Here is a 16,105-nt window from a genome sequence, read left to right as displayed (position 1 = left end):
CAACTAGATACAAAAACTTTTGCCTAGTTCTAGCGTAATTTTCTTAACGTTAAATAGACTCCATACATAAGCAGATTGGTATGATTTAATTCTAACTAACAAACGGAATCATTATGAATAAAGTAACAATGGCTGCTGCAAGTATCGCACTTGCGCTTGGCTTGGTAGGTTGTGGTGAAAAACAACAAGAAACTAAAGTAACCGACACTCCAGTAGTAACAGCACCCGCTGAAAAACCACTAGAGCTTGGTATTGAATTAGCTAATATGGATAGTTCAGTACGCGCACAAGACGATTTTTACTACCATGTAAATGGTCAGTGGTTAGCTAAAACTGAAATACCAGGTGATAAATCTAACTACGGTTCTTTTTCGCAGTTATATGATGAGTCGCAAAAAGCGATGAAAATAGCCCTTGAAAGTGCAGCCGCAAACAAAGCCGCTAAAAAAGGCAGTGATGAGTACAAAATTGGTGCATTTTATAAAAGCTATATGAATAAAAATGCGCGTAATGAGCTAGGTATTACGCCATTACAACCTTCATTAGATACAATTGATAGCGTTAAATCTAAAGCTGATTTAGTGGGTTTAATGGCTAAAATTCAAAAACAAGGCGGTACTTTACCGTTTGGTTGGTTTGTAAATAACGATGCTAAAAATTCAAGCGAGTATGCATTGTATTTATCTCAGTCGGGTCTTGGTTTACCAGATCGTGACTATTACTTAAAAGATGACGAAAAATTCACTAAAATTCGCGCTTCTTACGAGCAATACATCACTGATGTTTTAGCAAAATCAGGCGTTAAAAATGCAGCAGAAGCTGCTAAGAGCGTACTTGCATTTGAAAAAACACTAGCTGATGCTCAGTGGAGCCGTGTGCAAAGCCGTGATGCAACTAAATCTTATAACAAGATGACAGTAGCAGATGCAAGCAAGTTGATGGGTGACCTTGATTTAGCTGCATTCTTTAAAGATGCGGGCGTGAGTACAAGTGATATTATTGTACGTCAACCAAGCTATTTAGAAGCACTTGCTACTATTTACAAAGACACTGATTTAGCAACGTGGAAAAACTACTTAAAATTTCATTTTGTAAGTGGTTATGCAGAGCTACTTAGCGAAGATTTAGTTAACCTTAACTTTGACTTTTACAGCACAACACTTCGTGGCGTAAAAGAACAAGCACCTCTTTGGAAGCAAGCGGTTGATGCATCTAACAGTGTACTTGGTGAAATTTTAGGTAAGGTATACGTTAAAGATAACTTCCCGCCAGAAGCTAAAGCACGCATGGAAGAGTTAGTTGATAACGTAATTAAAGGTTATGGCGTTGCTATCGAAAATCTTGAGTGGATGAGCCCTGAAACAAAGCTTGCAGCGAAAGAAAAATTAGACAAATTTACGCCTAAGATTGGTTACCCAGACACGTGGAAAGATTACTCTGAGCTAGAGATTAACTCAGACGAGCTAGTAGGCAATTACATCCGTTATAGCGAATGGGCATACGCAGATATGATTGCTAAATTGGGTAAACCAGTTGATCGCTCTGAATGGCACATGACTCCGCAAACAGTCAATGCGTATTACAATCCAGTAAACAACGAAATTGTATTTCCAGCAGCTATTTTACAACCGCCATTCTTTAATTTAGAAGCGGATGATGCTGTAAACTACGGCGCAATTGGCGCGGTAATTGGGCATGAGCTTGGTCATGGTTTTGACGACCAAGGTGCTAAATACGACGGTGACGGTAACTTACGTAACTGGTGGAGTGAGACTGACCTTAAGCAATTTGAAGAGCGTACAGCGGCTTTAGTTGCACAGTATAACGAATATAAACCATTTGAAGATGCAAGTGTTAATGGCGAGCTAACGCTTGGCGAAAACATTGGTGACTTAGGTGGGTTAACCGTTGCGCATAAAGCGTATATGCTCTCTTTAGGTGATAAAAAAGCACCCGTGATAGATGGTTACACAGGCGATCAACGCTTCTTTATGGGTTGGTCACAAATCTGGCGTCGTAACTACCGCGATGAAGAGTTACGTAATCGTTTATTAACAGACCCTCATTCACCAAGCCACTACCGTGTAATCGGTATCTTGTCGAACATGCCTGAGTTTTACGAAGCGTTTGACGTAAAAGAAGGTGATAAAATGTATATCAAACCAGAAGATCGCGTAAAAATCTGGTAATTGCATTGCTATAAATAACAAAAAACCAGTAAGTTTTTAGCTTACTGGTTTTTTTGTATCTTGAATTTGTTCATCGACTAAGCACGCGTGCATCCATTCTTCGTTACTCAGTATGTTTTTATAAAGCGCGAGTTGGTTTTGTGCTCGCTCTAAATTATGCTCTGCATGAGATACTTTAAAGTACACATCGTTATTTAAGTAATCAGTTAAAAAACGCACACTCAACATAAGCGGCATTATTTTAGCGCCTAATAATAAGCTTTCTTGCTCTAGTATACTCATGCTGCTTTTTAATGGCGTTACATAGCCTTTAACAATGGCTGAAAATATATCTTTTCGAATAACAACGTTGTGTAAGTTTGTTGAATCCTCGGCTTCGGGGGAGCAAAATGTACGTACCATGTCACCAAAGTCATAAAGCCAAAATCCTGCCATGCAGGTGTCTAAATCAATAACTGCTTTTGCATTGTGAGTTGTATTACAAAACAGCATATTATTTATTTTTGTATCGTTATGACACACTCTAAGCGGTATTTGCTTAGCTACCTGACTAAGCTCAGTAATTAAATGCTGCTGCGTTAAGCAATATTCTATTTCGTCAGCGCAGTGCTTTACTCTATTTACAGAGTTATTTGTGATTGCGGTATTTAATTGCTCAAAGCGCATCGCTAAGTTATGAAAATCAGGAATTACAGTGTGTAGTTGTTGTGCATTAAAATCTTGTAATGCATGAGCGAATACGCCAAAGGCGTAAGCCGCTTGCTCGCTCTGCTGGGTATTTTTAACAACGTCTTCGCTGTAGCTATCGCTAATATAGTTAAGGACGCGATAATACGCATTATCAATTTTTATTAAGTGTTCGTCGTTTTGTGTAGTTATATGTTTGATTATTTCAAGAGGGTAATTATTTTGCAGTTGTTTAGCATTTAAATGCTGCTCAATCAGTTTTGCATTACTTACTAACTGAGCAGGGTTTTTAAATACCTCGGTATTAAGTTTTTGCACAATAAATTGTTTATCAATACTTGTAAGTAGCCATGTACTATTTATATGACCGCTACCAATCGCACTAACTTGAGTTAGCTCAGGGGGCAGCGTTAACAGTTCGCTTAGCTTATTTTGTATTGAGATATTCATTGTGCTCACCTATGCCCTTTTTTTATGCGTATCGGGCAACTATTTTTTCGATAATTTCAGCATTCGCTTCAGGGAAATCATAATTTTCTAATTCACTAATTGCTACCCATTCGCTAGGTTGCCCTTCAGCGCCATGTGCCTCACCGCTAAAGTTACTTACTACGTGCACATCTAATTTAACGCATTTATCGCCGTAGTCATGTTCAATCACCATCAATTGGCTAGAGCTGTGAATGGTTAGTCCAACTTCTTCAATAAGCTCGCGTTTAAGTGCAACAAACACACTTTCTCCAGCTTCAACTTTACCACCAGGAAATTCCCATAAACCGCCTTGATGTTGTTCATCTGCACGTTTACAAATGAATATAGCGTTATTTTTCTTAATAACACCAACAGCTACATGTACAATTTCTATAGTCATTACTTTAAAACTCCATAAAAAAAAGCGACGCTAGCGCCGCTTTTTAATAAGCTACTGACAATATTGGGTTATTTTAATTTACCGCAACACTGTTTGAATTTTTGACCTGATTTACAAGGACAAGGGTCATTACGACCTACTTTTGGTTCTGTACGAGCCATTACTGTCGCTGTTTCTGGCGCTTCACCACCTACGTGCTCAGCTTCTTCATGTTGGTATTCGCGAGGAGCACTTTCACTTTTACGGTGCTGCTCTTCTACTTTTTCAACATCTTCTTCTGCGCGTACTTGTACTTTACTTAGAATACTTACAACATCTACTTTCAAATTTTCAAGCATTTCGGAGAACAGCTCAAACGATTCACGCTTGTACTCTTGCTTAGGATTCTTTTGCGCGTAACCACGTAAATGAATACCTTGGCGTAAATGATCCATAGCAGCCAAGTGATCTTTCCAATGCTGATCAAGGCTCTGTAGCATAATCGCTTTTTCGAATTGACGTAAAACAGAATCGCCAACTTGCTCTTCTTTTTGCTTGTATGACTGCTCAACCGCCTGCTCAATACGCTCACGAAGCTTTTCTTCGTATAGCTTATTGTCATCTGCTAACCACTGAGTAATAGGTAACTCAATTAAGAAGTCTTGTTTTAAACGCTCTTCAAGGCCAGGAATATCCCACATTTCAGCAAGGCTTTGCGGTGCAATGTACTGATCAATTGTATTGCTAAGTACGTCACCACGAATTGCAGTAATAGTTTCTGAAATATCGCCTTCTTCAAGTAGTTCGTTACGCTGAGAGTAAACAACACGACGTTGATCGTTTGCTACATCATCGTACTCAAGTAGTTGCTTACGTACATCAAAGTTACGTGCTTCTACTTTACGCTGTGCATTTTCAATCGCACGGTTAACCCATGGATGTTCAATTGCTTCACCGCGTTGCATGCCTAATTTACGCATCATGTTAGTCATACGCTCACCGGCAAATATACGCATTAGCGCATCGTCCATCGATAAGTAAAAACGGCTTGAACCAGCATCACCTTGACGACCAGAACGACCACGTAATTGGTTGTCTATACGACGAGATTCGTGACGTTCAGTACCAATGATATGTAAACCACCAGCATCAATTACTGCATCATGGCGAATTTTCCAAGCGGCTTTAATTTCAGCTATTTGTTCATCAGTCGGGTTTTCAAGTTTTTCAACTTCACTGTTCCAGTTACCACCTAACACGATATCGGTACCACGACCGGCCATGTTTGTTGCAATTGTTACTGTACCTGGTAGGCCAGCGTCTGAAACAATATCGGCTTCTTGTGCGTGGAATTTAGCATTAAGTACGTTGTGCTTAATTTTTTCTTTGCGTAAAAACTGCGATAGATACTCAGAGCTTTCAATTGAAATAGTACCAACTAGCACAGGTTGTCCGCGCTCTTGGCAATCTTTAATATCAATTAAAATAGCTTCGTATTTTTCTTCTTGCGTTAGGTAAACTAAATCGGCGCGATCGTCACGAACCATCGGCTTATTAGTTGGCATAACAACGGTATCAAGGCCGTAGATTGACTGAAATTCAAATGCTTCAGTATCGGCAGTACCTGTCATACCTGCTAATGTTTCGTATAAACGGAAGTAGTTTTGGAACGTAATAGAGGCAAGCGTTTGGTTTTCATTTTGAATTTTCACACCTTCTTTAGCTTCAACAGCTTGGTGTAAACCTTCTGACCAACGTCGACCTTCCATTGAACGACCCGTATGCTCATCGATAATGATTACTTCGTTTTCTTTTACAACGTAATCAACATCTTTTTGGTATAGCTTATGAGCACGAAGGGCGGCATAAACATGGCTTAGTAGCGTAATGCTTGCTGCTGAATAAAGCGAATCGCCTTCTTCAATTAAGCCGCGCTCAGTAAGTAGCTCTTCTACTTTAATTTGACCACGTTCTGTTAAATGAACTTGCTTAGACTTTTCATCAATCGTGTAATCGCCGTCACCTTCAATGCCTTCTTCGTCTTCTTTCTCTTGAAGCTCAAGTAAAGGCACGATGGTGTTTATTTCAGTGTATAGCTCAGAGCTATCCTCAGCTGGGCCTGAAATAATAAGGGGAGTACGTGCTTCATCAATTAAGATTGAATCCACTTCATCGACTACAGCATAGAATAATGGACGTTGAACTCGTTCATCAATGCTAAAAGCCATGTTGTCACGAAGATAGTCAAAACCAAATTCGTTATTTGTACCGTAAGTAATATCAGCAGTGTACGCTAACTTTTTCTGCTGTGGCATCATACCAGGTACGTTACAGCCTACAGTAAGGCCTAAAAATTCAAACAACGCACGGTTTGTTTCGGCATCACGCTTAGCAAGATAGTCATTCACGGTAATTACGTGAACGCCTTTACCGGTTAAACCATTTAAATAAGCAGGTAAAGTCGCTGTAAGTGTTTTACCTTCACCAGTACGCATTTCTGCGATGCGGCCTTCATGTAAAACCATGCCGCCTAATAGCTGTACGTCAAAATGGCGCATGCCATTAACGCGTTTTGACGCTTCACGCACCACGCCAAAGGCTTCAGGTAAAATATCGTCTAGACTTTGCCCGTTATCGTAACGTTCTCTAAACTCGGCTGTTTTAGCTTTTAAATCTTCATCAGAAAGCGCTTCAAGTTGCGTTTCTAGCGCATTAATTAGCGCGACCGTCTTTCTAAAGTTTTTAATAGTGCGGTCATTGCGACTACCAAAAAGCTTGGTAAATAAATTAGATATCATGATAAAACCGTTACAATGTATTCTTTGTCAGCCGAGTATCGGCTAACCCATTTTTAATAATTGGTAATTAATATATGCTTTTAAGTAACACTTAGAACATATTAATTAGCAATTTTGTATTAAACCGCTAAAAAGCACTGTTTATTACGTGCGCTACTATACCAGACTCTGCCAAACAACAAACTATCTCAATAAAAAGATCTGTATATAAAATCGAAAAATTTGATCTGGTTCGTAAAAATAACTTTGTATTACCCAATTACAGTAAAAATAGTAGCGAACTGTAAAGATATGGTGCTAAATAAATTAAAAACAAGGGGGGGCATTCATGCTTAAATTTAACGCATGGATATGAATTCTAAACGCGCTATTTTTGCACCTAATCTATTTGATTAACCAACAACAATACTTCAAAAATGATTGATTGGTTTTTGTAAAATAATTTTTTACATCAGTGCACATACGCTTTTGATTTAGTAGAGTGGTTATAATCATATCTAGTTTTAATTTGAATTAAAGTTAGGTTTTTACACTTGTTTTCCTTATAAAATAAAGGCTTAGGTGGAAATGAAAAATAAAAGCAATAAATTGGTAGTATTAGGTGCAGGTTGGTTAGGACATGCTTTATGCGTAAGTGCGCAAAAAGCTGATTGGCAAGTACAAGGAACGCATAGAACAGATATACACGAGTTTGATTTTGAGCGTCAGTTTGCACTTGAAGATGGGCAACTAACACATCAAATTGATTTACAAGATGCTTATTGGGTATGTGCTATTCCACCACGTAGCAGGCACAGTGAAAGTAATTATCCTGAAGCACTCACCGCAGCGCTTAAGCTTTCAAGGGAGTTAAACGCAAAGGGCTTTTTATTGTGCTCATCAACCGGGGTATACGATCAAGAGCCTGGTGTGTATAGCGAAAGTAGCGATATTTCATGCACAAACGAGCGCCAAATAAAGCTCTATGAAGCTGAAGAGCAAGTGCTTGAACAAGATGGCAAAGTACTTCGTTTAGCTGGATTACTAGGGCCTAATAGAGAACCGGGGCGTTTTGTGGCAGGCAAAGAGCTCAATACATCAAGTGAGCAAGTAGTAAATATGGTGCATCAACAAGATGTAATTAATGCTATTTTTGCGGTGATAGAGCACTGGCAAGTAGGGCAAAATATTTATAATGTGGTTAATCCTGCGCACCCCACAAAAGCTGAATATTACGCGATGAAGTGTCAGCAACATGGTGGTGAAATGCCAACGTTTACAGGAACTGATTCGGCTGAGCGCAAAGTATTAGGCTCAGCCATTGAAGCCTTAGGGTTTAGCTATCAGCACGGTATTTAATATGCTGAAGGCAGGGGACTGCTCTCTATGAAGTCGCATAGCTTACCTTCACTTAGTAATGTATTAGCAGCTTCGATATCGGGAGCAAAGTAGCGGTCTTTATCATAATAACTCACATGTTCGCGTAACAACGCTTTAGCGCTTTGCACTTTATTTGATGGTTCAAGCGGCTTTCTAAATTCTAGCCCTTGAACCGATGCTAACCATTCTATTGCCAAAACACCTTGGGTATTATTGGCCATTTCATCTAAGCGCCTTGCTGCAAAGGTTGCCATAGAAACATGATCTTCTTGATTTGCAGATGTAGGCAAGCTATCGACCGAAGCCGGATGCGCTAATGATTTGTTTTCTGACGCAAGCGCTGCTGCGGTAACTTGGGCAATCATAAATCCTGAATTTACACCGCCGTTTTCAACTAAAAATGGCGGTAATTTGGATAGGTTTGAATCGATAAGTAATGCAATTCGCCTTTCTGCTAATGCGCCAATTTCGGCAATTGCGATAGCTAAGTTATCGGCGGCCATTGCAACGGGCTCTGCATGAAAGTTACCTCCCGATATTATGTCGCCTACATCGGCAAAAACTAGCGGATTGTCGGTTACACCGTTCGACTCGCATAGCAACACTTCTGCAGCTTGGCGTATCTGAGTTAGGCAAGCACCTAGCACTTGAGGTTGGCAGCGAAGGCAGTATGGATCTTGTACTTTTTCACAATTGACGTGGGAATCACTAATTTGAGAGTGCGTATCGAGTAGGTCTCTAAATACTTGAGCGGTGTCTATTTGTCCGCGCTGACCACGAATATCATGAATACGTGCATCAAATGGCGCGCGACTGCCCATTGCGGCTTCTATGCTTATTGAGCCGATAACGCAGCTTTGTGCATATAGGTTCTCGCTTCTAAATAGCCCCTGAAGTGCAAACGCAGTCGACGCTTGTGTACCATTTAATAATGCTAAGCCTTCTTTGGCTGCAAGTGTTAGGGGTTCAAGTCCCGCTATTTTTAACCCTTGTGCTGCGCTAATTATTTCTCCTTTATGTCGCATTTGACCTTCAGCTAATAAAGGTAGGCACATATGCGCAAGAGGGGCTAAATCTCCCGATGCCCCCACGGATCCTTTTTTAGGCACGCATGGATATACTTCGCTACTAAGCAGCTGCATAAAAAATTGGATTACTTGCAGGCTAATACCCGAGTAGCCGCGCGAAAGCGAATTTACTTTTAAGGTGATCATTAACCTTACTGTACTGTCATCCATGTATTCGCCAATACCTGCAGCGTGTGAAAGCACAATGGAACGCTGTAATAATTCAAGTTCGTCGTCGGCAATTTTGGTATTGGCTAATAATCCAAAGCCGGTGTTAATTCCGTATACAGTGCGGTGTTCATTAATAACGTTTTGAACGGTTTGCGCGCTTGCTGCTATTTGCGACTCGGCATGTTTTGCAAGGCTTAACTTTACCGCTGAATTATTAATTTTTCTTAGTGTGTTTAAATCAAGTGTTCCGGGAGTGAGAGTAAGTTCGAACATGATCATTCCTCGTTTAACATAGGTAGGTCTAAATTTTGCTCTTTAGCGCAGTTTTTTGCTATGTCGTATCCAGCATCAGCATGGCGCATTACACCCGTTGCAGGGTCATTCCACAGTACGCGAGCAATACGCTCTTTAGCTTCATCAGTACCATCGGCAACAATAACTACACCAGAGTGCTGACTAAATCCCATGCCTACACCGCCACCATGATGAAGTGACACCCAAGTAGCGCCACTTGCGGTATTAAGCAGTGCGTTGAGTAATGGCCAATCTGATACTGCATCTGAGCCATCTTTCATGCTCTCTGTTTCGCGGTTAGGGCTGGCAACTGAGCCAGAGTCGAGGTGATCGCGACCAATAACTATAGGGGCTTTAAGTTCGCCATTTCTAACCATTTCATTAAAGGCCAATGCAAGGCGTGCTCTATCTTTTAGCCCAACCCAGCAAATACGTGCAGGTAGACCTTGGAATTGTATGCGTTCCCGCGCCATATCAAGCCAGTTATGCAAATGTGCATCATTAGGAATAAGCTCTTTTACTTTAGCGTCGGTTTTATATATATCTTCAGGGTCGCCCGATAATGCGACCCATCTAAATGGTCCAATACCTTCACAAAATAAAGGGCGAATATAGGCAGGTACAAATCCAGGAAAATCAAATGCGTTGGTAACACCCTCATCAAACGCCATTTGACGAATATTATTACCGTAATCAGTAGTGGCGGCACCGGCTTTTTGTAGTGCCAGCATAGCTTTAACTTGGACTGCCATTGATTGTTTAGCAGCTTTTACTACGGCTTTTGGATCTTGCTCACGCATTTTTGCAGCGTGCTCCATTGTCCAGCCTTGTGGTAAGTAACCATTTAATGGATCGTGAGCAGATGTTTGATCTGTGACTACATCAGGGGTAATGCCTGTTTTAACCAGTGTACTAAATACATCGGCAGCGTTACCTAGTAAACCCACTGAGAGGGCTTTACCTTTAACACATGCATTGGTTACTAATTGCAGTGCGTGTTCAAGACTTGTTGCTTTTACATCAACGTAGCCTGTTTTTATACGAAAATCGATACGGCTTTCATCACATTCAACAACCAGTGCACTAAACCCAGCCATTGTAGCTGCAAGTGGTTGCGCACCGCCCATACCACCAAGACCACCTGTTAATACCCATTTACCACTAGCGCTACCTGCAAAATGTTGCTTTGCCATAGCTACAAAGGTCTCGTAAGTTCCTTGTACTATGCCTTGCGAGCCAATATAGATCCAAGAACCCGCCGTCATTTGCCCGTACATCATCAAGCCTTTTTTATCGAGCTCGTTAAAGTGCTCCCAATTTGCCCAGTGTGGAACAAGATTTGAGTTAGCAATAAGCACGCGAGGAGCATTACTGTGGGTTTTAAATACACCAACGGGTTTTCCTGATTGTACAAGCAGGGTTTCGTCGCTTTCGAGCCTATTGAGGGTTTCTATAATTTTGTCATAACTTGGCCAATCACGAGCTGCTCGGCCAATACCACCATATACAACAAGTGCATGAGGATGCTCTGCAACTTCAGGGTCTAAGTTATTCATTAGCATGCGCTTAGCAGCTTCTGTTTGCCAGCTTTTAGCACTTATTTTATCGCCATGAGGTGCACGTATTACGCGACTTGTGTCGAGTCGGTTGTTCATGTTTTGCTCCTGTTGTATATACAAGGTGATTTGTTATAAAAAAAGCGCAGTAAGCGCTATTGTTTGTTATTTTTTAAATGTTAAGTGGCCACCTAAGCGATATTTACTGCCTGGTGATACAAGGCGCGCAAAGCTCACAATGCCTTTAACAGACCAGGTGCGTCGGATCACTTGTAAGCATGGCTCTTCATTATATAAGTTTAACCATTGGCACATTTCGCTGTTTGGCATAATGGCCTCTACTGTATGCCTTGCTTGGGTAAGTGGGGCAACACTAGATAAATATTCATGTGGTGTAAGCATGCTAAAGTCTTGTTGTAAGTAGCCAGACGCAAGGGCAGGGTTTACAAAACGCTCTTCTAGCTGCAAAGGGCTGTCGTTTTCGTTATGCACAAGTACACTTCGATATACAACACTGTCAACCTCAACACCAAGTGCAATGGCAATAGGTGCGACTGCATTTATTGATTCGAGTATGAGTACGCTACAGGTGTAGTTGCCGTTACGCTCTTTTACTTCATCAGCAATATTTTTTATTTCAAGTAATGATGACTGCGATTTAAATGTAGCTACAAATGTACCTAACCCTTGGCTGCGGGTTAAAATACCTGCCTCGGTTAGTTCGCTTAGTGCTCGGCGGGCTGTCATCCTACTTACATTAAATTGACTACTTAGTTCGTTTTCAGAGGGAACACGTTGGTTTTCTTGCCACGTACCGCTGCGAATTTTATCAACAATGAATTGTTTTATTTGCGCAAATTTAGGTGTCGTCATTAAATTTATGGTTACATTAAAAATAAACTATATAAATAAGATGACACAATTACCTTGTATATACAAGATGGGTTGTTAGACTATATTTTCATTATTCACGGTGTAAAAAGGGCTGCAACATGCAAAGCACAACACAAAATTATGAGTTAGAAGAAATCGACTTACTTTTAACTGATGCCAATATTGCCACTATGGATAGCAATATAAATGCCCCTTATGGCGCAATTGAAAATGCTGCTATAGCCATTAAAAATGGTAAAATTGCGTGGATTGGAGAGCAATCAACATTGCCTAGTTTTGATGTGTTTGCAACGCCGACATTGAGTGTAAAAGGACAATGGTTAACGCCGGGCCTAATAGACTGTCATACGCACTTAGTATTTGCAGGTTCAAGATCGCAAGAGTTTGAACAGCGCTTGCAGGGTGTAAGTTATGAGCAAATTGCAGCACAAGGCGGTGGCATAGCAAGTACGGTTAAAGCCACAAGAGCAGCCGATCGTGAACAGCTATTTGTTGATGCAAAAGATCGCTTAAATACGTTGTTAAAAGAAGGTGTAACCACCGTTGAAATAAAATCAGGCTATGGACTAGATACTGAAAACGAGATAAAAATATTAGAAGTCGCTCGTTTATTAGGTGAACATCACCCTATTGATATTAAAACTACTTTTTTAGGGGCGCATGCTCTACCGCCTGAATACAAAGGCCGTGCTGATGAATATATTGATTTGGTATGTACTGACATGCTTGATCAGGTAGTGGCTAATAATCTTGCTGATGCAGTCGATGTATTTTGTGAAAATGTAGGCTTTAGTTATTCGCAAACCAAACGTGTTTTCCAAGCAGCTAAAAAGCATAACCTCCCAGTAAAATGCCATGCTGAACAGTTATCTAATCAGCATGGTGCTGAGCTGGTGGCGCAGTTCAATGGCCTTTCGGCGGATCATATAGAGCATCTAGGTGAAGAGGGTGTAAAAGCTATGGCAGACGCTGGGACGGTAGCGGTGTTATTGCCAGGCGCATTTTATTTTTTAAGAGAAACTAAATTCCCACCTATTGAATTACTTAATCAATATAAAGTACCGATAGCTATTGCGAGTGATTTTAACCCCGGTACATCTCCCCTATGTTCAGTGCACTTAATGATGAACATGGCGTGCACATTATTTAGATTAACACCTGAGCAAGCATTAGCTGGTGTTACTCGAAATGCAGCTAAGGCTCTAGCGTTAGATGAGCGTGGTGTTTTAAAGGTTGGCGCAAGAGCTGACATTGCGCATTGGCAAATAAATCATCCGTCACAATTAAGTTACCAATTTGGCGTAAATAGACTGTTAAACTTATGGATTTTGGGTAAACTTAGTTAGTATTAATTTCGTCCATAATAAACATGCTTTTATTGAATTTTTTAGCGAGTACAAGTGGTGCTAATTTGAGTTTTTTAACCGACAGTAACTTCCCGATATTTTTTAGTGGTGCCTTGTTAATGGCGATGATCGCGTCCTTATTTACTATAAAAAATAGCGGTATGAAGTTTAGCTACCTATGCATTGCTGCTGTTGGTTTAGCAATTTTAAGTCTGGGTACTGCTTGGTTAGCTATTTTACTTGCCTTTGGGTTTTGTTTTCATTTGTGGCAGGCGTTTGAGCGTAGTAATTGGACTATGATCATCATCAGCTCGTTTGCTAGTTTGTTATTTGTTGTACTATTTTCTGCACATTTATTATTAGCAATCCCTTTATTTTGGATTGTTATCGCTATTTTATTCTTAGCTGTTGCCGGTTTTATCAGTGAAGATGAATTGGCTGAGGAAGTGATTGTCGAAGATAAAGCACAAGAAATATTTATTGAAAATTCACCACTTTCTAGCTTTGCAGACAGAAAAAAGTTACGAGAAGGCTATTATGCCTGGTGTGATGATACACCCATAAAGGCAGCACTAGTCATTATTCGCCTAGAGGGCTTTGAACAAGTTAACCAGCAAATAGGGCGAGATTTCGGTGACTTATTACTGACTCAATCAGCAAATAGAATAAAAAAACTATTAGAAAACGATGAGATTGTTGATTTAGGGTCACAAGAAAAACTGGCGCATTTAGGTGGACTTAACTTTGCCTTTATTTGTAGTTTGGCGACTCAAAATCATCTTCATGAGCACGTTATAGAGCACATTCTTGGTGCAACATTAAAACCTTTCAACGTTGCAAACTGTACCGTAGAGGTTAACGCACGAGCAAGTTATGTGGATTGCGGGGCACAAGAAAATAATTTTGATGATTTAATCTCCTACGCATATTTAGCGCTTGATAGTCACCCTCAACGAAAGGTGGTCCCGTATCATCAGCAAATGATGGTAGAGCAACTAGAGCAACAAGCACGCTTAAAAGAGTTAGCTAATATCGACTTTTCAAGTGAACTAGAGCTCTATTTTCAACCAATTATTCGTAATGATGATGGAAAAATAGAATTTTTAGAACTGTTGTTACGTTGGCAGCATCCAAAGCAAGGTATTTTATCTGCAAATAGATTTATTGATGATATTAGAATTGCAGGATTGGCTTATCCATTAGCTACTTTTGTGATAGAGCGTGCGGCAGAACTCGCAATGGCATTGCGTATAGAAGGGATAGCAATACCGCTTAGTATTAATGTATTTGGTCCTGAAATGCTTAATGAAGAGTTTGTTGAGTTTGTTGACCGCATCACAAGTGAACATCAACTTGAGGCTGGGGATTTAATTGTTGAATGCCCGTTACACATTTTTACCAATTTAGATAATAAAGGTAGGGCGATGATTGCTAGGCTCAATAACATTGGATTAAAAGTCTGTGTTGATGGGCTCGGTGATAATCCAGTACTACTGTCTAAATTACCCAATTTAGCTGTTGAGTATATTAAAGTTGCACCGTCGTTAACTGCTGATTTTAGCAATCAAAATAATATACGTAGTTTAATTAGTGGCATGGTTGAAATGCATAACCAGCAAAAGACTAAAGTTATTTTTGAGGGCGTAGAAACGTTTGAGCAACTGAGATTTGTTAAAAGTTTAAATGCTTATGCTGCACAAGGTTATTACTTTGGTCATCCATTGAGTAGTATTGGTTTAATGAGCTGGCTAAAGCAGTGGCAGTTAACACAAGGGGAATATATTCCTCCTACTTCACGGTAAATAGCAGTATTAATTTTATTTCAATAAAAGTAAGGCGTTTACTAAAGGCCTTCTTTAGCTTGTAAATAGGTATTCACTAGCGCGCTAATTACTTGCCCACAGTGTTGTATGCCATTCTCAACGTTATTTGGATGCTGATTTGGTGCAGCTTCACATAAATGTAAATACTGAGACTGACGGTTTTTAGCGGCTAAATGCACAAAGTGCTCACTGTCGTCCACGTTAAACCCACTGCACGTATAGGCACTTACTGGCATGTAAGAAATGCTGTCTAAATCTACTTCAACTCCAAGTGGTAAGTTATCAAAGCTATTTAGTGCATTATTAACGGCTTGAGTGAGTGTAATATCCCGTCTCACTTTTATCGATTGGTAGCTATTAAATTTAAAATTAGCGTTAGCCATAGCTTCAAGAATAGCTTGATTGTTTTTCAGTTCGTGTAAACCAATCACGTGATAATTATTTAAGAGTTGTTCGTTGTACGCATACCGGAAACCGTTGCCACTGTGACGGCCTTCACAGTCTCTAAAGTCGGCATGAGGATCAAAATTTATGGCATTAACCGGTGTATTTTTATATTTACTTAAAGCACGAATAATACCTAAGCAGTTATTATGCCCCCCGCCAATAATAATTGGCTCAAGACCTGCTTTAAATACAAGGGATAATACATTCTCTACTCGTTCATCGAGTTGCTGACATAAATTTCGTAATTGATTTAACTGTTTAGGCTGTTGATTATCAAGCTGCTTACTTTTTGCCATTAGATCATCAACATTGACTTCACCTAATAAAAGTACTTTTTGTGTAGCAATAAATTGATTATGAGGTTGGTTTAAAAAACGCTTTAAAAAAGCCGGCCACGCTTCGTCTGCACCGCCATTTCCTAGGTTTGCTTTGGGGCCAATATCTTCGCAAATACCGAGTAATACATAGCGAATACCAAACTGTCCGGCATCAATAAGTGCTTGTTGCACATTAACTTGAGTATCGAGCAAGGCCATTGCTTGCCAAGCTTTTTTTTCGTTTGCGCGGATAGAGCAAATCGCTTTAACCGCGCTTTCATCATATACCTTTAAATGCTTGGTCACG

At 40.1% G+C, this 16,105-nt stretch carries 11 protein-coding genes; 4 read left to right on the top strand and 7 right to left on the bottom strand.

From position 1 onward, the window contains the following. Window positions 1–113: 113 nt before the first annotated feature. Window positions 114–2,189, top strand: coding sequence for a M13 family metallopeptidase (locus DO88_RS12665; protein WP_033038518.1), 2,076 nt, complete (start codon window positions 114–116; stop codon window positions 2,187–2,189). 36 nt (window positions 2,190–2,225) lie between these two features. Here the strand turns inward: DO88_RS12665 and DO88_RS12670 are convergent, their stop codons facing one another. From DO88_RS12670 to secA, 3 genes are all read right to left on the bottom strand, one after another. Beyond that, window positions 2,226–3,326 carry a phosphotransferase enzyme family protein gene (locus tag DO88_RS12670; RefSeq protein WP_033028828.1) on the bottom strand — a complete coding sequence of 367 codons (1,101 nt, stop codon included), beginning with the start codon at window positions 3,324–3,326 and terminating at the stop codon, window positions 2,226–2,228. Between the two features lie 22 nt (window positions 3,327–3,348). Beyond that, complete coding sequence (gene mutT / locus DO88_RS12675) at window positions 3,349–3,747, bottom strand: 8-oxo-dGTP diphosphatase MutT (RefSeq protein WP_007582062.1); 399 nt, start codon at window positions 3,745–3,747, stop codon at window positions 3,349–3,351. Between the two features lie 68 nt (window positions 3,748–3,815). After that, window positions 3,816–6,524, bottom strand: a complete 2,709-nt coding sequence (gene secA / locus DO88_RS12680; protein ID WP_033028829.1) for a preprotein translocase subunit SecA — start codon at window positions 6,522–6,524, stop codon at window positions 3,816–3,818. A 567-nt stretch (window positions 6,525–7,091) separates the two neighbouring features. Between secA and DO88_RS12685 the strand changes: the two genes are divergently transcribed. Next, on the top strand, window positions 7,092–7,862 hold the full coding sequence (locus DO88_RS12685) for an NADP-binding protein (RefSeq protein ID WP_033038516.1): 771 nt from the start codon (window positions 7,092–7,094) through the stop codon (window positions 7,860–7,862). Here DO88_RS12685 and hutH read toward each other — a convergent pair. From hutH to hutC, 3 genes are all read right to left on the bottom strand, one after another. Then, window positions 7,859–9,394, bottom strand: coding sequence for a histidine ammonia-lyase (gene hutH, locus DO88_RS12690; RefSeq protein WP_033038514.1), 1,536 nt, complete (start codon window positions 9,392–9,394; stop codon window positions 7,859–7,861). The two genes, DO88_RS12685 and hutH, sit on opposite strands and share 4 nt — an antisense overlap. Before the next feature lie 2 nt (window positions 9,395–9,396). Continuing rightward, window positions 9,397–11,070, bottom strand: coding sequence for a urocanate hydratase (hutU, locus tag DO88_RS12695; RefSeq protein ID WP_033038512.1), 1,674 nt, complete (start codon window positions 11,068–11,070; stop codon window positions 9,397–9,399). Between the two features lie 66 nt (window positions 11,071–11,136). After that, a complete protein-coding gene (gene hutC, locus DO88_RS12700; RefSeq protein WP_033038510.1) occupies window positions 11,137–11,844 on the bottom strand; it encodes a histidine utilization repressor in 708 nt (235 codons plus the stop codon). A gap of 119 nt (window positions 11,845–11,963) precedes the next feature. On the opposite strand from hutC, the gene hutI reads away from it, so the two are divergent. Both hutI and DO88_RS12710 read left to right on the top strand, forming a co-directional pair. Continuing rightward, on the top strand, window positions 11,964–13,211 hold the full coding sequence (hutI, locus tag DO88_RS12705; protein ID WP_033038508.1) for an imidazolonepropionase: 1,248 nt from the start codon (window positions 11,964–11,966) through the stop codon (window positions 13,209–13,211). 119 nt (window positions 13,212–13,330) lie between these two features. Beyond that, entirely contained in the window at window positions 13,331–15,013 is a 1,683-nt protein-coding gene (locus tag DO88_RS12710; RefSeq protein ID WP_198022402.1) for a bifunctional diguanylate cyclase/phosphodiesterase, read from the top strand. Between the two features lie 41 nt (window positions 15,014–15,054). Here the strand turns inward: DO88_RS12710 and DO88_RS12715 are convergent, their stop codons facing one another. After that, on the bottom strand, window positions 15,055–16,104 hold the full coding sequence (locus DO88_RS12715; RefSeq protein ID WP_033038507.1) for a formimidoylglutamase: 1,050 nt from the start codon (window positions 16,102–16,104) through the stop codon (window positions 15,055–15,057). Between the last annotated feature and the right edge of the window lies 1 nt (window position 16,105).

Source organism: Pseudoalteromonas sp. S3431, from assembly GCF_000690035.1.
In the GTDB taxonomy this organism is placed as follows: domain Bacteria; phylum Pseudomonadota; class Gammaproteobacteria; order Enterobacterales; family Alteromonadaceae; genus Pseudoalteromonas; species Pseudoalteromonas fuliginea.
This window is presented reverse-complemented; position numbering and strand designations above follow the sequence as displayed.